Annotated in this window: 18 protein-coding genes; all 18 read left to right on the top strand. The window is 36.5% G+C overall.

Annotation, left to right across the window (positions count from 1 at the left end; genetic code table 11):
* The first annotated feature begins 8 nt into the window (after positions 1-8).
* The 18 genes from rfbA (at position 9) to PF027_RS05120 (ending at position 19,372) form a co-directional block, all read left to right on the top strand.
* Positions 9-875 (top strand): glucose-1-phosphate thymidylyltransferase RfbA, encoded by an 867-nt coding sequence (gene rfbA, locus PF027_RS05205; protein ID WP_270862081.1) that lies wholly within the window; start codon positions 9-11, stop codon positions 873-875.
* Complete coding sequence (rfbB, locus tag PF027_RS05200) at positions 872-1,882, top strand: dTDP-glucose 4,6-dehydratase (protein ID WP_270872403.1); 1,011 nt, start codon at positions 872-874, stop codon at positions 1,880-1,882. Before rfbA ends, rfbB begins: the two co-directional genes overlap by 4 nt.
* Positions 1,872-2,273 carry a sugar 3,4-ketoisomerase gene (locus tag PF027_RS05195; RefSeq protein ID WP_270866096.1) on the top strand — a complete coding sequence of 134 codons (402 nt, stop codon included), beginning with the start codon at positions 1,872-1,874 and terminating at the stop codon, positions 2,271-2,273. The genes rfbB and PF027_RS05195 overlap by 11 nt, the downstream gene beginning before the upstream one ends.
* Entirely contained in the window at positions 2,270-2,782 is a 513-nt protein-coding gene (locus PF027_RS05190) for an acyltransferase (RefSeq protein WP_270872402.1), read from the top strand. The genes PF027_RS05195 and PF027_RS05190 overlap by 4 nt, the downstream gene beginning before the upstream one ends.
* Complete coding sequence (locus PF027_RS05185) at positions 2,779-3,897, top strand: DegT/DnrJ/EryC1/StrS family aminotransferase (RefSeq protein ID WP_270872401.1); 1,119 nt, start codon at positions 2,779-2,781, stop codon at positions 3,895-3,897. The genes PF027_RS05190 and PF027_RS05185 overlap by 4 nt, the downstream gene beginning before the upstream one ends.
* A gap of 150 nt (positions 3,898-4,047) precedes the next feature.
* Positions 4,048-5,493: a lipopolysaccharide biosynthesis protein gene (locus PF027_RS05180; protein WP_270872400.1), complete on the top strand. Its 1,446-nt coding sequence runs from the start codon at positions 4,048-4,050 to the stop codon at positions 5,491-5,493.
* A complete protein-coding gene (locus PF027_RS05175; RefSeq protein WP_270872399.1) occupies positions 5,494-6,339 on the top strand; it encodes a glycosyltransferase in 846 nt (281 codons plus the stop codon).
* A gap of 13 nt (positions 6,340-6,352) precedes the next feature.
* The gene (locus tag PF027_RS05170) at positions 6,353-7,594 is read left to right on the top strand and encodes a glycosyltransferase family 4 protein (RefSeq protein WP_270872398.1); all 1,242 of its coding nucleotides are present in this window, start codon (positions 6,353-6,355) and stop codon (positions 7,592-7,594) included.
* A gap of 4 nt (positions 7,595-7,598) precedes the next feature.
* Positions 7,599-8,618: a glycosyltransferase family 2 protein gene (locus PF027_RS05165; RefSeq protein WP_270872397.1), complete on the top strand. Its 1,020-nt coding sequence runs from the start codon at positions 7,599-7,601 to the stop codon at positions 8,616-8,618.
* Positions 8,615-9,643, top strand: coding sequence for a glycosyltransferase (locus PF027_RS05160; RefSeq protein ID WP_270872396.1), 1,029 nt, complete (start codon positions 8,615-8,617; stop codon positions 9,641-9,643). The genes PF027_RS05165 and PF027_RS05160 overlap by 4 nt, the downstream gene beginning before the upstream one ends.
* The gene (pglJ, locus tag PF027_RS05155) at positions 9,640-10,767 is read left to right on the top strand and encodes an N-acetylgalactosamine-N,N'-diacetylbacillosaminyl-diphospho-undecaprenol 4-alpha-N-acetylgalactosaminyltransferase (protein ID WP_270872395.1); all 1,128 of its coding nucleotides are present in this window, start codon (positions 9,640-9,642) and stop codon (positions 10,765-10,767) included. The genes PF027_RS05160 and pglJ overlap by 4 nt, the downstream gene beginning before the upstream one ends.
* Entirely contained in the window at positions 10,760-12,931 is a 2,172-nt protein-coding gene (locus PF027_RS05150) for an STT3 domain-containing protein (protein ID WP_270872394.1), read from the top strand. The genes pglJ and PF027_RS05150 overlap by 8 nt, the downstream gene beginning before the upstream one ends.
* A gap of 1 nt (position 12,932) precedes the next feature.
* Entirely contained in the window at positions 12,933-14,060 is a 1,128-nt protein-coding gene (locus tag PF027_RS05145; protein WP_270872393.1) for a glycosyltransferase family 4 protein, read from the top strand.
* Positions 14,053-14,658 carry an undecaprenyl phosphate N,N'-diacetylbacillosamine 1-phosphate transferase gene (gene pglC, locus PF027_RS05140; RefSeq protein ID WP_270872392.1) on the top strand — a complete coding sequence of 202 codons (606 nt, stop codon included), beginning with the start codon at positions 14,053-14,055 and terminating at the stop codon, positions 14,656-14,658. Before PF027_RS05145 ends, pglC begins: the two co-directional genes overlap by 8 nt.
* Positions 14,645-15,241, top strand: coding sequence for an acetyltransferase (locus PF027_RS05135; protein WP_270872391.1), 597 nt, complete (start codon positions 14,645-14,647; stop codon positions 15,239-15,241). Before pglC ends, PF027_RS05135 begins: the two co-directional genes overlap by 14 nt.
* A 222-nt stretch (positions 15,242-15,463) precedes the next feature.
* Complete coding sequence (locus tag PF027_RS05130; RefSeq protein WP_270870602.1) at positions 15,464-16,147, top strand: tetratricopeptide repeat protein; 684 nt, start codon at positions 15,464-15,466, stop codon at positions 16,145-16,147.
* Between the two features lie 343 nt (positions 16,148-16,490).
* Positions 16,491-17,585 (top strand): UDP-N-acetylbacillosamine transaminase, encoded by a 1,095-nt coding sequence (gene pglE, locus PF027_RS05125; protein WP_270872390.1) that lies wholly within the window; start codon positions 16,491-16,493, stop codon positions 17,583-17,585.
* Complete coding sequence (locus PF027_RS05120) at positions 17,582-19,372, top strand: polysaccharide biosynthesis protein (RefSeq protein ID WP_270872389.1); 1,791 nt, start codon at positions 17,582-17,584, stop codon at positions 19,370-19,372. Before pglE ends, PF027_RS05120 begins: the two co-directional genes overlap by 4 nt.
* Positions 19,373-19,374 lie beyond the last annotated feature (2 nt).

Below are 19,374 nucleotides of genomic sequence, written 5' to 3'. Positions count from 1 at the left end.
GAAAGTTTATGAAAGGTATAATTTTAGCCGGTGGTAGCGGGACAAGGCTATATCCGATAACTAGAAGCATTAGCAAACAGCTTTTGCCGATTTATGATAAACCGATGATTTATTATCCGCTTTCTGTTTTGATGCTTGCTCATATTCGCGATATTTTGGTGATTTCAACTCCACAAGACATAGGCAAATTTAAAGAACTTTTAGGCGACGGAAGCGATTGGGGGCTAAATTTGAGCTACGCAGTCCAACCAAGCCCTGACGGTCTTGCACAAGCTTTTATAATCGGCGAAGAATTTATCGGCAAAGATAGAGTTTGCCTAGTTTTAGGCGATAATATTTTTTACGGGCAAGGTTTTAGCGATTTGCTAAAAAATGCCGTAAATAGAGAAGGTGCTACTATTTTTGGCTATCATGTGAAAGATCCAGAACGCTTTGGGGTGATTGAATTTGACGAAAATAAACAAGTTTTAAGCGTAGAAGAAAAACCACAAAATCCAAAGTCAAATTTCGCTGCAACCGGACTTTATTTTTATGATAATGATGTTGTTGAAATTGCTAAAAATGTCAAGCCTAGCGATCGTGGCGAGTTAGAAATCACTAGCATTAATCAAGAATATTTAAAACGCGGAAAACTCAGCGTGGAGTTACTGGGTCGTGGTTTTGCATGGCTAGATACTGGCACTCATGAGACACTTTTGCAAGCAAGTGCATTTGTGCAAACTATACAAAATAACCAAGCCACGCAAGTAGCTTGTCTCGAAGAAATCGCCTATGCAAACGGCTGGATAGATAAAGAAAAAATTTTAAATATCGCAAAATCGCTTTCTAAAAATGAGTATGGCAGATATTTAAAAAATTTGGTAGGCGAAAAATGAAAAATATCTTAGTTACAGGCTGTGCCGGATTTATCGGCTCAAATTTTGTGCCGTATTTTTTGGAAAAATATGATAATTATAAAATTATAAATTTAGACTTGCTTACCTATGCCGGAAATTTAGAAAATTTGCGTGAATGCGAAAACAATCCAAGATATAAATTTATAAAAGGCGATATTTGCGATAGAAATCTTATTGACGAGCTTTTTAGCGAGTTTAAATTTAGTGGCGTTATTCATTTTGCGGCTGAAAGCCATGTGGATAATTCTATAAAAAATCCTAGCGTTTTTGTCAAAACAAATGTGCTTGGCACACATACGCTAATTGACGCGGCTAAAAAGTGTTGGCTAGATGAGCCGTTTAAGTATAAAGACGAATTTATGGGTGCTAGATTTCACCATATTTCAACCGATGAAGTTTATGGAAGCTTGGGCGAGAGCGGGTATTTTAGCGAGACTACGCCATACGCTCCAAATTCGCCGTATTCTGCTTCAAAAGCGGGTTCTGATATGATAGTTAGAAGCTATCATCATACTTTTGGGCTCGATACGATTATTACAAATTGTTCGAATAATTATGGTTTTAAGCAACACGACGAAAAGCTAATCCCAACTATAATCCGCAATGCTTTAAATGGCAATAAAATTCCGATTTATGGAGACGGCAAAAATATAAGAGATTGGCTTTTTGTGCTTGATCACTGCAAGGGAATTGATTTAGCTTTTCATAAAGGCAAAGGCGGAGAAACTTATAATATCGGTGGCAGAAACGAGCGAACAAATTTGCAAATCGCACATAAAATTTGCGAAATTTTAGATGAAATTTGCCCAAAAAGCATTAGCTATAAAGAGCAAATCGCTTTTGTAAAAGATAGAGCAGGGCACGATAGACGCTATGCGATTGACGCTAGTAAAATCGAAGGGGAACTTGGTTGGAAAGCCGATGAAACCTTTGATAGCGGTATAATCAAAACCGTAGAATGGTATGTGAAAAAATATGCTAAGTAGTTGTAAAATTTTAGAATTTAAAGAATTTGGTGATGAACGGGGCTTTTTGGTAGCACTTGAAGCAAATAAAAATGTGCCGTTTGATATAAAAAGAGTTTATTATATTTATGGTAATAAAAACGGCGTAGATCGCGGATTTCACGCTCATAAAAATTTAAAACAAATCGCCGTTTGTGTAAGTGGCGCTTGCACATTTATTTTAGATGACGGAACAGAAAAAAAAGAATTTAGGCTAGATAAGCCAAATTTAGGACTTTTTATTGATAATTTTATTTGGCGAGAGATGAAAGATTTTAGCGAAAATTGTGTGATTATGGTGCTAGCTAGCGAACACTATGATGAGAGCGATTATATAAGAGATTATGATGAGTTTTTAAAGGTCGTGCGATGATACACCAAAGTAGTGAAGTCCAAAGCGAAAATATCGGCGAAAATACAAATATTTGGCAATTTTGCGTAGTTTTAAAAGGCGCAAAAATCGGCAAAAATTGCAACATAAATTTCAATGTTTTTGTGGAAAACGATGTGCAAATCGGCGATAATGTAACGATTAAAAGCGGTGTTCAAATTTGGGATGGCGTGAGAATTGAAAATGACGCTTTTATAGGCCCAAATGTTACTTTCACAAACGATTTTTTGCCACGAAGCAAACAATATAAAGAATTTGCGAAAACAACCATACAAAAAGGCGCAAGTATCGGTGCAAATTCGACTATAATTTGCGGTGTAAATATCGGCGAATACGCTATGGTCGGAGCTGGAAGCGTGGTAACTAAAAATATCGGCAAACAAGAGCTTTGGTATGGAAATCCGGCTTGTTTTAAAGGATATGTCTGCAAATGTGGGCAAAAATGCGATGAAAGTTTAGTTTGTAAAGATTGTAAAAAGGAAGAAAAATGATACCATTTTTGGATTTAAAGGCGATAAATTCGCAGTATAAAAACGAGCTTTTAAAGGCTTGTGAGCGAGTTATCGATAGTGGTTGGTATATTCACGGAAGTGAGTGCGAAGCATTTGAAGACGAATTTGCCAAATTTTGCGGTAGCAAATTTTGCGTTGGCGTAGCAAACGGACTAGATGCGCTAAATTTGATTTTTAGAGCCTATAAAGAGCTGGGCGTGATGAGTGAAAATGATGAGGTCATAGTCCCTGCAAATACCTATATAGCGTCAATTTTAGCGATTTCTATGAATAATTTAAAGCCTGTTTTAGTCGAGCCAAATTTAAACTCATATTTGCTCGACGCAGATAAAATCGAAGAAAAAATCACGCCAAAAACAAAGGCGATTTTGCCTGTGCATTTATACGGACAAACTTGCGAAATGGATAAAATTTTAGGCATTGCAAAAAAATATAATCTAAAAGTCGTCGAAGACTCAGCTCAGTCGCACGGAGCATATTTTGGCGAGAAACGAAGCGGAAATTTAGGCGATGCAAGTGGTTTTAGCTTTTATCCGGGTAAAAATTTAGGCGCACTTGGAGATGGCGGAGCAGTTACGACAAATGACGAAAGCCTAGCAAATACCATAAGGGCTCTTGCAAATTACGGAAGCCACAAAAAGTATGAGAATTTATACCAAGGCATAAATTCTCGCCTTGATGAAATCCAAGCAGCTATGCTTAGAGCGAAGCTTAGATATTTGGACGCTGAAATTTCGGCTCGTAGGGAAGTGGCGGATTTTTATTTAGACAATATAAAAAATGAAAATTTAATCTTGCCGTTTGAGTTTGGCACAAATGCAAAAGAGATAAAAAGCCATGTTTGGCATATTTTCGCCGTTCGTTCTAAAAACCGCGATGAGCTACAAAAATATTTGGCAAAACACGAAATTCAGACTTTAATCCACTATCCAATCCCGCCACATAAGCAAATGGCTTACAAAGAGTGGAATAATCAGAGTTATCCGATAAGTGAGCAAATTCACGCTGAAATTTTAAGTTTGCCGATGAGCGGTGTGCTTGAAAAAGAGCAAATTCAAAAGGTCGTGGAAGTTTTGAATTCTTGGGGAAAATAGTGAATATAAAAGATCTTATAAAAAGAATTTTGCCAAATTTTATCGTTGAATTCATAAGGGATTTAAACACTATAAAAATGATTAAATATGAAAATATTGTATTGAATTTACAAAATGAAATTAAAACAACTCTAAGTTTGGAATAAAATTTTGCAAGAAAACATAATTCAAAAAACCAAATTTGGCATTTTGTGGAATGCTTTGGAAAAATTTGGCGTTCAGGCTATTGGATTTGTTTTAAATATTATTTTGGTGCGTTTGCTTTCACCAAATGATATTGGGACAATAGCACTTTTGGTTGCTTTTTTTAGTTTGGCAAATATTTTTATAGAAGGTGGTTTTGTCAGAGCACTTATACAAAAAAAAGGTTGCACGGAGCAAGATTTTTCCACTACTTTTATATTTAATGTAGCTATTGGACTAGTTTTTTATATTGTGCTGTTTTTTGCTGCACCAGCTATAAGCGAATTTTATAAAGTCCCAGAGCTAACCACGATACAACGAGTTTTATTTTTAAATATCATTTTAAATGCTTTTTGCGTGGTTCAAATAGCAAGATTTCAAATGGTTGTAAATTTCAAAGCATTGGCTTTGATAAATTTAGTAGCCGTGATAATATCCGGAATTTTAGGAATTATTTTAGCTTATAACGGCTTTGGCGTGTGGTCGCTTATTTGGCAAGAGCTAACTAAAAATTTTTTGATTTTTGTTTTGTATTGGTATTTTGGTGGTTGGATACCAAAAACATGGTTTAGTAAAAGTTCATTTAACAGACTATTCTCTTATGGCTCAAAACTAGTTGGCGTCGGTCTTATCGCTGTTGTCGTAAATGCTATATACAATACAGCTATTGGAAAAATTTACAACACAAAAGATTTAGGTTATTATTCGCAGGGTGAAGCCTTTCCTCGTTCGATTTTCGGTGCTCTTAGTAGTGTCGTTATAACGACTACTTTTCCTTTAATGTCATCTTTACAGGACAATAAAGAAGAATTGGTGAAAGTTTTTAAGCGTTTGGTAAAAATAATTTCGCTGATGACATTTCCTGTCATGGTAGGTTTGGCTGTCGTTTCAAAAGAATTTATTTTGATTTTGCTAACGCAAAAGTGGTTAATGGCAGCAGAGTTATTGTTTTGGTTTTCTTTGTCATATATATTTACGCCGATTTCTGGTTTAAATTTAAATATTTTAACTGCCATTGGGCGAAGCGATCTTTTTTTAAAAATCGAATTTATCAAATTGCCTATTATATTTTTAACTATGGCTATTACATTTCCGATTGGTTTGAAAGCGATTGTGATTGGTAAATTTTCGGCTAGTTTTTTATGTTTTTTTATAAATTCATATATTTGTTCTAAAAATTATAAATTTGGCGGGGTAAAACAGCTTTGGCATATTCGCAAAATCATTATATCTACAATCATAATGGCTTGTTTGATGAGTGTTGCTAAAATTTGCGTAGATGACATTATGCTAAGGTTGATTTGCGCTGTTGTTGTCGGATTTTTTAGTTATATTTTGGTTCTTAAAATTTTAAAAGAAGAAGAACTTGAATTTATTATGATAAAATTTAAAAATAAATTTCAAAGGAAATAAATGCAAAATATGCCACTTGTTAGTGTTGTAATCCCTAGCTATAATCACGAAAAATATGTTAGTGATAGCATAAAATCCGTGCTTAATCAAACATATAAAAATATAGAACTAATCGTAATCGATGATGGCTCGAAGGATAATTCTGTAAGTATTATTCAAAAACTTGCCGATGAGTATAAATTTAAATTTATTCATAGACCAAATAAAGGGCTTTGTGCCACCTTGAACGAAGGTTTAAATTTAGCAAATGGAAAGTATTTTTGCGCGGTCGCAAGTGATGATAAATTTATCCTAGATAAAATAGAAAAACAGGTTAAATTTATGGAAGAAAATCCAGATGTCGCCGTGTGTTGCGGAAATCATATAGAATTTAATGAAAATTATGAAAATAAAATATCATTAAAATTCGATAAAAAGTATGATTTTGAAACTTTGTTGGAATTTGATCTTATCTCAGCGCCGACTGCGATGATAAAAAGCGAAGTTTTAAAAAAACTTGGCGGATATGATGAAAATATGATTATAGAAGATTTAGATATGTGGCTTAGAATAACACATGCAGGATACAAAATAGCCCATATCGATGAATATTTATCGTATTATAGAAAGCACGGCACAAATATAACGGCTAATTATGCCAAGATGGTCGAAGGGGTAGAAAAGGTATTGCAAAAGTGGGATTATGATGAAAAATTTAAAAAAATAGCAGATAGACGAAGGTTATTGCTATTTGGTGCGTATGCTAGAAACGATAAAGCAATTGCAAAAAGATATTTAAATTTAGCGTTTTCAAATATTTATAAATGGCAAACTTTTAAAGGTATTGTAAAATACTATTTTTTCTAAATTTGGAGCTAAAATGAGTAAAAAACCGACATTGTTGATATTACCGCCTTGGTATCCAAGTAAAGAAAATAAAATAGCCGGTATATTTTTTAAAGAACAAGCAACGGCTTTAAAAGATAATTTTGAAATTATGATTGTGAATTGTAGAGAAAAAACCATCGGAATTTTGCTATATTGCATAAAAAATATTTTTCATTTAAACGAAGTGAGCGTAAATTTTATAGAAAATGACAGCGGAATTAAAATTTATGATTTTGTTTATGAAATACCAAAATACAATCAAGCTTTGGCAAAAATTTGCAAAAATAGTAATTTTTTGAAATTTATTTTATCTCCGATATTAAATTGTAGGTTTGAAGCCGTAAAAATAGCATACAATAAAAATTTATTTGAAAAATTTGACCTTATATACAGTCTTTCGGCGCAAAATCAATTATCTGTTATAGCTATGAATTTATCAAATTTATTTTCTAAGCCCTATGTCGTAGCAGAACATGCTCCGTTTCCAATTTTAGGGACAACCATAAGTGATAATGTGGCAAAAGCTATCGAAAATTCTGACGCATTTTTGGCTATAAGTAATGACAAAATTAGACAAGTAATGATGCAAAATATAAAAATAAATCCGTATTATATAGGCAATATGATAGATGAAACAAAATTTAAACTCGCAGAAAAAAAAGAAGATGATATAAAAACTTTTTTAATCGTTGCTGCAAATGTTTTTTACAAAAATTATGATTTATTTATAGCTTCTATGGAAGAATTGAAAAAAATTACGGATAAAAATTTTCATATCATCATAGCTGGTTATAAGGCAAATAAAGGTTATTCGCAAAATATAGGGATACTCGAAAATAAAATTGCAAATTCATCTATTGCCGAAAATGTTGAATTAATCGGAGAAGTAGAAAGAGAAAAAATGCAGGATTTATATCAAAGAGCAGATATTTTTGTTATGACAAGTATCCAAGAGGGTCTGCCTGTATCTGCCCTAGAAGCGTCTGTGTGTGGTTTGCCGGTATTTAGCACTAGATGTGGCGGCGTGGAAGATTATATAGATGATGATATGGGTAGAATTTTTGATATATTGGATTATAAGGGTATTGCTGCGGCTTGCAGAGATTATTTAGATGGCAAGATAAAATTTGATAATAGATTAATCAGAGAAAAAACCATAAAAAAATTCGGCAAAGCGGCATTTGTGGAGAATTTATCAAAAATATTTTATAAACTAATCAATGGAGAAAAATAAATTTATGAAACCAAAAATTTCTGTGATTATTCCTTGTTATAATCTTGGAGAAAAAATAGAGCGATGCCTAAATAGCGTCATAAATCAATCGTTTAAAGACATAGAGATTATCGTTGTAAATGACGGTAGCACTGATAACTCGCTTCAAATAATTAAAAAATTTAAAGATGATAGAATTGTAATCGTAAATAAAGAAAACGGCGGTTTGCCAAGTGCTAGAAAGGCTGGTTACGAAGTAGCAAAAGGCGAATACATAAGCCATATCGACGGCGATGATGAGGTTTTGCCAAATTTTTTAGAAGGCCTATATAAGGGCGCTAGCGAAAATAATGCAGATTTGGTTTTAAGTGATGCTATTTTTATACGAGACGGCATAGAAAGTATCCACAAAGATAGCTTGCAAAGTGGCGTTGTAGATAAAAAAAAGTATTTAAATGATATATTAAGCGCTAGATATGATAGAGTTTTAAATTCTGTTTGGAATAAATTATACAAAAAAACTTTACATGATAAGGTCGAATTTTCTATTGATGTTAAATTTTACGGCGAAGATAGATGTATAACCCCAAAAATAGCATTTTTTGCAGAAAAAATTTATAAAATAGACGGTGCATTTTATAAATATTATCTAGAACGAAAACAGATGGCATTTTTAAAGCTCAAAGATAATTTTATCGTAAATGAAAGCTTGACGAATTTTTTCACTAAACAAGGCTTTAATGACGCAAAAACAATATTTTGCAAGGATAGTATGCGAGTTATGTTTCACTATTTTTTTATCTCTACCCCTTTTGATAAAAATGACATAAAACAAACTTTAAAAGAGTATAAAAGCAAAATTTGCGAGATAACAAAAAGTAGCGAATTTAAAGATTGTAGTTTGGAAAAATATAAAAAATTTATGCTTTCTATTTTGATAAGATTGCCAAATTCTGTTATTTTAAGTATTTGTGCCATGTCAAAAACTTTGGCGAAATTTGCTATTTTTGCTAGAAATTTATTATTAAGGACTAAAAAATCATGAACGCTTGTCTTGCGATAGCTACAAACTCTTATGGTGGTGCTGTAAAAGTAGCAAAATTTGTTTATGATATTTTAATCGATATGAAATTTAATGTCAAAGTTTTAAATGTTTATGATGATAGAGAGGGTTTTTTTAGCGATATAGAACGCGATACTATGAATTTTACCGCAGGAGAGTTTGTAAAACCATATTGTGAATTACGAAAATATTTTTCTAAAAATAAATTTGATTTGATATTAGGCTTTGCCGGATATATGAATTTTATAATTGCTCTATTAAATCCAAAGGCAAAACTCATCATTTCAGAGCATACAAATCATACGGCTTATGTGCATTTTTTGTATAAACCACTAATTTTTTTAGCATATAAAAGAGCTGATTTTATCACATTTTTGAGCAAATTTGATTATGATTTTTACAAAATAAAAAAATCTCAAATCATACCAAATCCTTTTTTTATGGATATTTCGGACGAAAAATTTGAAAAAGAAAATATTATTTTATTTCCGTCAAGAATCGATAAAAACAAACGGCTTGATTTTTTGATAAATGCTTTTTGTTTGATCGATGAAAAAGTGAGAAATTCTTATAAAATCGTTGTTTGTGGAGATGGTAGCGAACGAGATAGGTGTATAAAACTAGCCAAAGAAAATGGCGTGAATTTGGAGATTATTAAATTTACAAAAGAGATAGATAAATTTTATAAAAGAGCAAAAATAGTAGCGCTTACAAGTTTAAGCGAAGGTTTCCCTATGATACTTATAGAAGGAATTTATTTTGATTGTGCTAGGATTGCAACAGATTGCATTAGTGGCCCAAGATATTTGATAAAAGACGGCGTTGATGGATTTTTATCTGGTATAAACGATACCGCCGAATTTGCTAAAAAACTTGAAATTTTAATGAGTGATGAAAAACTAAGACTAGAATTTTGCCAAAAAGCAGGAGAGAGAAAGAGTGAATTTGATTCTAAAATCGTATATGAAAAATGGAAAAATTTAATTCAAAAAGTGATTAAACGATGAAAAAACTGAGCGTATTTATTTATTCTATGGCTGGTGGTGGGGCTGAGCGGGTTGTGAGCAACCTTTTACCCGAGCTTTGCAAGGCTTACGAAGTGCATTTGATTTTGATGAACGATAGGATTTTTTATGAAATTCCAAATTCGGTACAGGTGCATTTCATAGAAAAATCAGCCCCTTTTGAAAACGGCTTAAAAAAGCTAATCAAACTACCATTTTTAGGGCTAAAATATAAAAATTTATGCAAAAGATTAGGCATTGATATTCATTTTGTTTGGATGAATCGCCCTTGTTATGTGGCTGGTTTTGCGCGAATTTTTGGAGATAAAAAACCACTCATCATCAACGAGTGTTCGACGCCAAGTGTGCTTTACAAAGAGCCAAATTTAAAATCAAAAATCAGCAAATTTTTACTTCGTTGGCTCTATCCGAAGGCCGATTTTATCTATCCAAATTCGCTTGGCAATTTGGCCGATTTGCGCGATAATTTTGGCATAAATCCCGCTAAAATGGGCGTTTTATACAATGCGCTAAATTTAGACGAAATCGCGCAAAAATCGCAAGAGAGCATAAATTATGAAAAGCCGTTTTTCCTAAGCGTTGGCAGACTTGATGCTGGGAAAAATCACGAGCTTTTGATTCGTGCTTATGCAAAGCTTAAAAATTGTGATAAAGATTTGCTGATTTTAGGCGATGGCGTGTTGCGTGAGAGTTTGCAAAATTTAATAAACGAGCTTGGGCTAGAAAATAGAGTAAAACTGCTCGGTTTTGATAATAATCCTTATAAATATATGTCAAAATGCTATGCTTTTGTTTTCGTTAGCCTTTTTGAGGGCTTTTCAAACGCACTAATCGAAGCTTTGGCGTGTGGAAAACTCGTCATTTCAAGCGATCATCAAAGTGGCGCAAGAGAGCTTTTAGGCGACGATGAGTGGGGCGTACTAGTTAGCGTAAATGACGAAGAGGGCACGATAAAAGCTATGCAAAAAGCGATCGATGAGCCTGAATTTGTAAAAATTTATGAAAAAAAGGCTAAAATAAGAGCCGCTTTTTTTGACAAAAAAAAGATAAGCAAAGATTTAATCTTAAAAATTGAAGAAATCGACAAAGGATATAGGGGTGAATAATAGCGCGCAAAACACGCAAAATGGGGCAAATTTGCCACAACAAAAAGGTGGCGTTTTTAAATTTATCAAAAATTTTGAACTCTCCAAACATTTGTTAATTTTGATTGTTTTAGCTTACGGCGTGAGCGTGATTTTTAGGCTGTATTGGGTGCAGTGGGCGAGTGAATACTCTCACATACTTTCGTGGAATAATCAAATCATGATCAACACAAACGACGGCTACGCGTTTGCTGAGGGAACGAGGGATTATTTGGCTGGATTTCATCAGCAAAATGATTTAAGTTACATTGATTTTCCCCTAGCCAAGCTAACTGCATTATTAGCGCAGATTACGCCATTTTCGCTAGAAACCCTATTTTTGTATATGCCGGTTGTTTTTTCATCGCTTATCGTCGTGCCGATTTTGCTCATTTCGGCTGAATTCCGCGCCCTTAGGGCTGGATTTATCGGCGCGCTAGTTGCTTGCGTGGCAAACAGCTACTACAACCGCACAATGGCTGGGTATTATGATACCGATATGCTAAATATCGTCTTGCCGATGTTTATCTTGTGGGCGTTTATCAGGGTTTGCACCAAGGGCGATGCTAGGGCGCTGTTTTTTACAGGCGCATTTGGGATTTTTTATTTGTGGTGGTATCCGTCTAGCTTTTCGCTAAATGCGATGATGTTAGGCGCGCTAGTGCTTTACACGCTGATTTTTGCGCGCAAAAATTTGGTGAATTACGAAGCGATAATTATATTTTTACTAGCGATTTGTTTTTATTATTTATATATCAAAATTTTGCTTTTTTTGGCGATTTTTTATCTTTTTGCTTACAAAAAAGAGATTGTAAATTTTAGAATTTTGCTTGGCGTGGGAATTTTGGTCTTTGCGATTTTTGTTTATTGCGGTGGATTAAATCCGATTATTTTTCAGGCCAAATTTTACATTTTCCGCTCACTTGCGGACAATCCTGACACGGTTTTTCACTTTTTTAATGTCAATCAAACTATCCAAGAAAGCGGTCTGGTGCCAAAAGAGGTCTTTATGCGCCGTATTAGTTCGAGCGTGATTGTCTTCGTGGTGGCGTGCGTGGGATACGCGGTGCTGTGTTTTAGGCACAAAGAGTTTTTGCTCTCACTGCCACTTTTGCTTTTGGGCTTTGCAGCAAACAAAGCTGGGCTTAGATTTACCATTTATGCTGTGGGCGTAATGGGGCTAAGCTTTGGGTATATTTTGTATTTTTCGGTAAAACGGCTAAATCTGCCAAAATTTGCCGGTCGTATTATCTTGCTGGCCTTAACTATTTTGGCACTTTATCCAGCGTGGCAACACATCAAGGCCTACACCGTCGAGACTGTCTTTTTCAAAAGCGAGGTTGAGGTTTTAGACAAGCTCAAAACTATCGCCGATCGCGAGGATTACGCGCTTGCGTGGTGGGATTATGGCTATGTCATAAGGTATTATTCCGATGTCAAAACCCTAGTCGACGGAGGTAAGCACCTAGGCAACGACAACTACCCGGTAAGTTTCGCACTTTTGGCTGATCAATACAGCTCAGCGCACATGGCGCGCGTAGATGTCGAATACACAGAGCGAAATTTCACCGAGAAATTTCCAAATAAAATAAAGCAAATTTTAGCCGATTACAAGCTCGATGATTTCAATGCGTTTTTGCTAAATTTAAGCCTGCCAGATTTCAAAACACCAACCAAAACTCGCGATATTTATTATGTCTTGCCAGATCGCATGATGAGCATACTCTCGACCGTGTCGCAGTTTTCGAACATCGACATAACCACAGGCAAAATGAAAAAAGATAAAATTTTCATTGCTAGCGAAAGGTTTTGGCAAGATGAGAGCGGTATAACTATGGATAATGGTATCAAAATCGCAAATAACTTGCTTAGCATAGAGGCTGAGGGCAATAAATTTCCGATAAATACATTTTTCGAAACCAGCCACAATGCTAGTGGCAAACTCGAAGTCAAAGAGATCAAAGTCGATAGTTCGGCGCAATTTTCGATAATTTATATGAAGGATTATGGCAGATTTTTGCTGCTTGATAGAGAAATGCTAAATTCGACCTATATTCAGCTTTTTGTGCTAGAACGCTACAAAAGCGATCTTTTCGAGCCTGTGGTCATAAGCCCAGCTGTGAAAGTTTATAGATTAAAGAAATAAAATGGCGAAATTTGGTTTCCTTTCACACTCGGATATGAGCATTTATTTTTTCAGAACGCCCATTATGCGGGAGTTACAGCGTCTTGGTCACGAGGTTTTTGCGATAGCGCCACGCGGAAATTATACTAAGGATTTGGAAAAAGAATTTATTAGTGTTAATTATGATTTAGACAAAGCTAGTCTAAATCCGCTCAAAGTATCGCAAAATACGGCAAATTTAGCTAGAATTTTAAAAGAGCTAAATTTGGATTTTTTGCAAACTTCGGCGCACAAATCAAATGTTTTTGGCACATTTGCGGCCAAAAAGGCTGGAATTTCGCGTGTGTTAAATTTAGTCGAGGGGTTAGGAAGCTTTTATATCGACACTGACCTTAAATCTCGCATAGTCAAATTTAGCATTGAAATGCTCTATAAAAGGGCGTTTGCGCAAAGTCAGGGTTGCATTTTTGTCAATGATAGCGATCCGGATTATATGCTCTCTCGCGGACTTATTAGCGAGAATAAAATTTTTCGCATTAAAAGTGTCGGCGTAAATAGCGAAATTTTCGCTGAATTTGCTCACGAGCGCGCGAGCCTGCCTGAGATTACAAAGGGTAAAAAAATCGTGCTAATGAGCGGTCGTGCGCTGTGGCATAAAGGAATAGCTGAATTTTACAAAGCCGCTGAAATTTTAAAAGAGCGAAAAGACGCTTGTTTTGTCTTCGCAGGCGATGTTTTTGCGGGGAATAAAAGCTCGGCTGACGAGGCGTTTTTGCGCTCGGGAAATGTCGTTTGGCTAGGGTGGAGAGATGATGTGGCGGCGCTTTATAAGGCGTGCGATATTTTCGTGCTTCCAAGCTACAAAGAGGGCTTCCCGCGCACCGTTTTGGAGGCTATGAGTATGAGTAGGCCTTGCGTGGTAAGCGATGTGAGTGGCTGTATCGAGGCTGTGCAGGACGGCGTAAATGGGCTAATCTGCAAGGTTAGAAACGCGAGCGATTTGGCTAGAAAGATTGAAACGCTACTTGATGATGAGAGTTTGGCGCGCAAAATGGGGCAAGCTGGGCGCAAAATGGTGGTTGAAAACTACGATGAGAAAATCATAGCGAAAAAATATATTGAAATTTATAGGAAATTTATCGATGTATAGGGCATTTTTCAAACGATTTTTGGATTTTTTTGGCGCACTTTTTTTGATAATTTTGACTTCGCCACTTATGATTGTAACATATTGTCTAATCCGCAAAAACATAAGCAAAAGTGCGATTTTCACGCAATCCAGGCCGGGATTAAATGAAAAAATTTTTAAAATTTACAAATTTAAAACTATGAGCGACGAGCGGGACGAAAACGGCGAACTTTTAAGCGACGAACTGCGCCTAAACGAATACGGCAAAAAAATCCGCGCTCTAAGCCTTGATGAGCTTCCGCAACTTTTCAATGTCCTAAAAGGCGATATGAGCTTCATCGGACCTAGACCTTTGCTCGTAGAATACCTGCCACTTTATAACGAAGAGCAAAAACTTCGCCACAGCGTGCGACCGGGCATAACGGGGTTAGCGCAAGTAAATGGGCGAAATGCCATTAGCTGGGCGAAAAAGTTTGAATTCGACAGCTTTTACGCTAAAAATTTAAGCTTTTTACTAGATCTTAAAATCGCGCTCTTAACCATAAAAAAAGTTATCAAAAAAGACGGCGTTAATAAAGACGGCATGGCGACAACGGAGAAATTTAATGGAAAAAACTAAAATTTATATTTACGGCGCGAGCGGTCATGGCAAGGTCGTGGCAGATGTCGCAAAAAGCGCAGGTTATAAAGAAATCGTTTTTTTAGACGACAACGGCGAGTTGAAATTTAGCCATGATTTACCAAAATTTCCAGTTATAATCGCAATCGGCGATAATAAAATAAGAGCAAATTTACAAAAAAAAGTCAGCAAAACAGGTTTTGAAATCGCCACACTTATCCATGAAACTGCCGTGATTTCAAGCTCAGCTAAAATCGGGCGTGGCGTGGTTATCATGCCAAATGTCGTGGTAAATGCAGACGCAATTATCGGCGACGGGGTGATTTTAAATTCAGCTTGTGTGATAGAGCATGATTGTGTGATTGGCGAATTTACTCATATCAGCCCAAATTCTGCCCTTGCAGGTGGCGTGGAAGTGGGAGAATTTAGCCATATCGGTTTGGGTTCGAGCGTAATTCAAAAGATTAAAATCGGCAAAAATTGCGTTATCGGTGCAGGTAGTGCAGTGATAAAGGACATCGACGAAAATTGCGTAGCCGTCGGTGTCCCAGCAAAAATAATCAAAAGAAATTTGAAAATTTAGCTTGTCGTCATTGCGAATATCGTAAAGTGGGTAATCTTACCCATCTAATGAGTAAGTAAGTGGTTAAAATGATAAAATTTAATCCTTATTTTATCCATTAAGCCTAAAATTTAATAAATGCAAAAATTTGGTGGGCGAAAATGCCCACCCTACGATACTATCAAAAATTTTAAGTCAAATTTTGTTAAAATCACAAGGTAAATTGCACTTAAAGGAGCAAGTATGAAAAAAGCCATTATCGCTATTTTGGTATTATTGGTTGGTTATTGGATATTTTCTGGTAGCGGAGAAGATTATTTTGAACAAGGAATGAAAGCCCGTTATGATGAAAAAAATCATGAAAAAGCCAATGAACTGTTTGAGAAATCTTGCGATGCCGGTTACGCTAGGGGTTGCAATGCTCTTGGATATTCGTATGAGTATGGATATGGTGTAGAGCGAGATTATAAAAAAGCCTATAAACTTTACGAAGAAGCTTGCGATGATGATGAAGCTCGTGGTTGTATGAATATTGGGATTATGTATGAAGACGGAAACGGAGTAGAGCAAGATTATAAAAAAGCTATCAAATTTTATGAAGAAGGTTGCGATCTTAATCCATTATATGGTTGCAACAATCTTGGGGTTATGTATGAAATTGGAAAAGGTGTAAAGCAGGATTACAATAAAGCTTATAATTTTTACGGAAAAGCTTGCAAAAATGGCGACCCTGTGGGGTGTAATAATTATGCACTTATGTTTGAAGAGGGAAAAGGGGTAGAGAAAAATCCTTCAATGGCTATCGCATTTTACCAGATGTCTTGTAATCTAAAAAATAAACTCTCAATCGGAGATAGTAATCAAGATTTCTCAGTAGCAGAGAGCGCCTGCAATCAGGTAAGAGTATTGCGAAGAATGGGGTATTAAATTTAAGACAATATTATCATAGGGTGGGCTTTTGCCCGCCTAATGATTAAAATGATAAAATTAAATCCTCGTTTTATCCATTAAGCCTAAAATTTAATAAATGCAAAAATTTGGTGAGCGAGGGCTCACCATACGACTAACTCTTAGAGAATTTTTACAAATTGCCGGTTTAAAAAAGCAAAATTTATAAATTTGCAAATTTTACAAAACAGCAAAAATAAAAATCATAAATTTATTTAAAAGTGGTAAAATAACGCCTTTTAAATTTTTAAATTTGCAATTTTTTGGTTGCAAATCGCCTAAAAATTAGGCTAAATTTATAAATTTCATCGAAAGAGAGAAAATGGCAAGAATATTTTTAAGCCCCCCAAATATGGGCGGAAACGAACTAGAATACATAAAAAAAGTTTTTGAAAGCAACTACATCGCGCCACTTGGCGAGTATGTTAATAGATTTGAAAAATCAGTTTGCGATTACACTGGCGCGAAATCAGCTCTCGCGCTAAATGCTGGCTCAGCCGCACTTCATCTAGCCTTGCGAACGCTAGGCATAAAAGACGGCGATGTGGTGCTTGGTTCTACTTTTACCTTTATGGCGAGCCTTAATCCGATCTTTTATGAGCGTTGCGTCCCTGTGCTAATCGACAGCGACGAAAGCTGGAATCTAAGCCCCGAGCTTCTAAAAAAGGCAATCAAACTAGCACCCAAAAAACCAAAAGCCCTAATCCCAACCCACCTTTACGGACAGGCTGCGAAAATGGACGAGATAATGGAGATTTGCGAAAATGAAAATATCGCCGTTATCGAGGACGCAGCCGAGGCGCTTGGCGGATTTTACAAGGGCAAAGCCCTTGGCACGATTGGCGCGTGTGGTGCGCTAAGCTTTAATGGCAACAAAATCATCACCACAAGTGGCGGCGGAATGCTAATTTCGAGCGACGAAGCCTTAATCGCCAAAGCAAGGTATTATAGCACGCAAGCCAGAGAGCCACTTTTGCATTATGAGCATTTGGATTATGGCTATAACTACCGATTAAGCAATGTTTTAGGCGCGATTGGCGTGGGACAAATGGAAGTTTTGGAAAAACGCGTCGAGCGAAAAAGAGAAATTTTCGCACTTTATAGTGAGCTTTTAAAAGACTGCGCCGAATTTATGCCAGAAATCGAAAATTCACGCGGAAACAGATGGCTTACAACCTTAGTTTTCAAAGAAAAAAATGCTCACTTACGCGTAATCGACGCACTCAATAAAGCCGATATCGAAAGCCGTCCGCTATGGAAGCCAATGCACATGCAGCCAGTTTTCAAAGGCGCATTAAGTGTGGTCGATGGCACGAGCGAGGATCTATTTAGTCGCGGAATTTGTCTTCCAAGCGGAAGCGATATGAGCGACGAGCAGGTCGCAAAAGTCGTCCAGATTGTAAAGAAAAGCTTATGATTTTTAGACCGACCAAGCTCAAACGCTTTGCATTTTTTCTGATTTTAGATATTTTAATCTCGATTTTTAGCGTCGCAATCGCCTTTGTTTTGCGTTTTAGTGGCGATATCCCAAACGAATTTTACAAAGGCTTGCTACTAAGCGCGACCCTAATTACCGCTATTCGCATTGCGTATTTGTGGTTTATGAAAATTTACCTTGTGCCGTGGCGATTTTTCGGGCTTTACGAAGCGCGCAAAATTTTCTACACGCACATTTTCACGGCTTTGACATTTTTGGCGATTTTCTTTTTAATGGAGAATATTTTCAACCCCTTCCCGCGCTCTGTGATTGCCATAGACGCGGCGATTTGCTTTATTTTAATCAGTGGCGTAAGAATCTCAAAACGCATGTTTTTATTGCACGAAAAGTCAAATTCTAGCGCCAACGAACCCTGCGTCGTCGTGGGAGCGACTAGCAAAACCGTGCATGTGCTAAAAGGTATGCGCCAACACCACATAAACTACTATCCTGTGGGCGTCGTCGATGGCAGAAAAGAGCTAGTGGGCACATACTGCGAAAATTTCGTCGTGCGCGCAAAAAGCACAATCCCAGAAATGATAAAAGAAAGTGGCGCCAAAACCGCTATCGTGGCACTTTCGCTGCACCCAGAAGATCTCAAAGAGCTCTACGACGAGCTAATCGCGTATGGGCTAAAAGATATCAAGCTATTTTCGCTACTAGAAAACGAGCAGAAAAAAATCCGCGACATTTCGATCGAAGACCTGCTCGCGCGCAAACCAAAGGATTTGGATAAAGAGGCGATTAAAAATTTCATCGACGGCAAGGTCGTTTTGGTTACTGGCGCAGGTGGCACGATAGGAAGCGAGATTTGCAAACAATGCTTGAATTTTGGTGCAAAACGGCTGATTATGGTCGAGCATAGCGAATTTAACCTTTATCAAATCAACGAAGCCACGAACGCAGATCCTCGCAACGAATTAAAAATGATAAATATCGTTTATCGCGATGAATTCGATGAAATTTTTGCCGAATTTAAGCCTGATGTCGTGGTGCATGCAGCAGCGTATAAACATGTGCCACTTTGTGAATTTAACCCGCATTTAGCGGTGAAAAACAATGTCCTTGGCACGAAAAATGTCGTGGATTTATCCAAAAAACATGGCGTTAAAAAGGTCGTTTTAATCTCCACCGACAAGGCTGTGCGCCCTACAAATATCATGGGCACAACAAAGCGAATTTGCGAGCTTTATAGCTTAAATTCGAGCGATGAAGCCACTCAAATCGTGGCTGTGAGATTTGGAAATGTGCTAGGAAGTAGCGGAAGCGTAATCCCGAAATTTAAACGCCAAATCGAAGCAAACGAGCCACTTACCGTTACGCACCCTGATATCGTGCGGTATTTTATGCTAGTGAGCGAAGCTTGTCAGTTAGTGCTTCAAGCAGCCTCAATCGCCAAAGGCGGGGAGCTTTTCGTGCTTGATATGGGCGAACCTGTCAAAATCGCAGACCTTGCCAAACGCATGTTGCAGTTAGCAGGAAAAGAGGAGCTTGGGATTAAATTTGTAGGACTTCGTCCCGGCGAGAAGCTTTACGAGGAGCTTTTGATCAACGAAAACGATAAAAGCACGAAGTATCAATCGATCTTTGTTTCAAGCTTTACAAAATACGATTTAGAAAAGCTAAATTTGCAAATTTCAGAGCTTGTAAATGCCGAAAACTGCGAAGTTGCCGCAAAACTCAAAGAGATTGTGCCGGAATTTGACCATAAATTAAATAAGGATTGATT

Source organism: Campylobacter sp. VBCF_01 NA2 (genome assembly GCF_027797205.1).
In the GTDB taxonomy this organism is placed as follows: Bacteria; Campylobacterota; Campylobacteria; order Campylobacterales; family Campylobacteraceae; genus Campylobacter_B.
The sequence above is the reverse complement of the archived record's forward strand: the minus strand, read 5'-3'. Positions and strand labels throughout refer to the sequence as shown.

What these genes read in the sequence shown, in the direction of transcription:
- PF027_RS05120 (WP_270872389.1), top strand. Translation starts at nt 17,582, where the DNA reads ATGATTTTTAGACCGACCAAGCTCAAACGCTTTGCATTTTTTCTGATT.
- PF027_RS05170 (WP_270872398.1), top strand. Translation starts at nt 6,353, where the DNA reads ATGAGTAAAAAACCGACATTGTTGATATTACCGCCTTGGTATCCAAGT.
- PF027_RS05160 (WP_270872396.1), top strand. Translation starts at nt 8,615, where the DNA reads ATGAACGCTTGTCTTGCGATAGCTACAAACTCTTATGGTGGTGCTGTA.
- PF027_RS05175 (WP_270872399.1), top strand. Translation starts at nt 5,494, where the DNA reads ATGCAAAATATGCCACTTGTTAGTGTTGTAATCCCTAGCTATAATCAC.
- pglC (WP_270872392.1), top strand. Translation starts at nt 14,053, where the DNA reads ATGTATAGGGCATTTTTCAAACGATTTTTGGATTTTTTTGGCGCACTT.
- pglE (WP_270872390.1), top strand. Translation starts at nt 16,491, where the DNA reads ATGGCAAGAATATTTTTAAGCCCCCCAAATATGGGCGGAAACGAACTA.
- pglJ (WP_270872395.1), top strand. Translation starts at nt 9,640, where the DNA reads ATGAAAAAACTGAGCGTATTTATTTATTCTATGGCTGGTGGTGGGGCT.
- PF027_RS05165 (WP_270872397.1), top strand. Translation starts at nt 7,599, where the DNA reads ATGAAACCAAAAATTTCTGTGATTATTCCTTGTTATAATCTTGGAGAA.
- PF027_RS05130 (WP_270870602.1), top strand. Translation starts at nt 15,464, where the DNA reads ATGAAAAAAGCCATTATCGCTATTTTGGTATTATTGGTTGGTTATTGG.
- PF027_RS05145 (WP_270872393.1), top strand. Translation starts at nt 12,933, where the DNA reads ATGGCGAAATTTGGTTTCCTTTCACACTCGGATATGAGCATTTATTTT.
- rfbA (WP_270862081.1), top strand. Translation starts at nt 9, where the DNA reads ATGAAAGGTATAATTTTAGCCGGTGGTAGCGGGACAAGGCTATATCCG.
- PF027_RS05135 (WP_270872391.1), top strand. Translation starts at nt 14,645, where the DNA reads ATGGAAAAAACTAAAATTTATATTTACGGCGCGAGCGGTCATGGCAAG.
- rfbB (WP_270872403.1), top strand. Translation starts at nt 872, where the DNA reads ATGAAAAATATCTTAGTTACAGGCTGTGCCGGATTTATCGGCTCAAAT.
- PF027_RS05195 (WP_270866096.1), top strand. Translation starts at nt 1,872, where the DNA reads ATGCTAAGTAGTTGTAAAATTTTAGAATTTAAAGAATTTGGTGATGAA.
- PF027_RS05185 (WP_270872401.1), top strand. Translation starts at nt 2,779, where the DNA reads ATGATACCATTTTTGGATTTAAAGGCGATAAATTCGCAGTATAAAAAC.
- PF027_RS05190 (WP_270872402.1), top strand. Translation starts at nt 2,270, where the DNA reads ATGATACACCAAAGTAGTGAAGTCCAAAGCGAAAATATCGGCGAAAAT.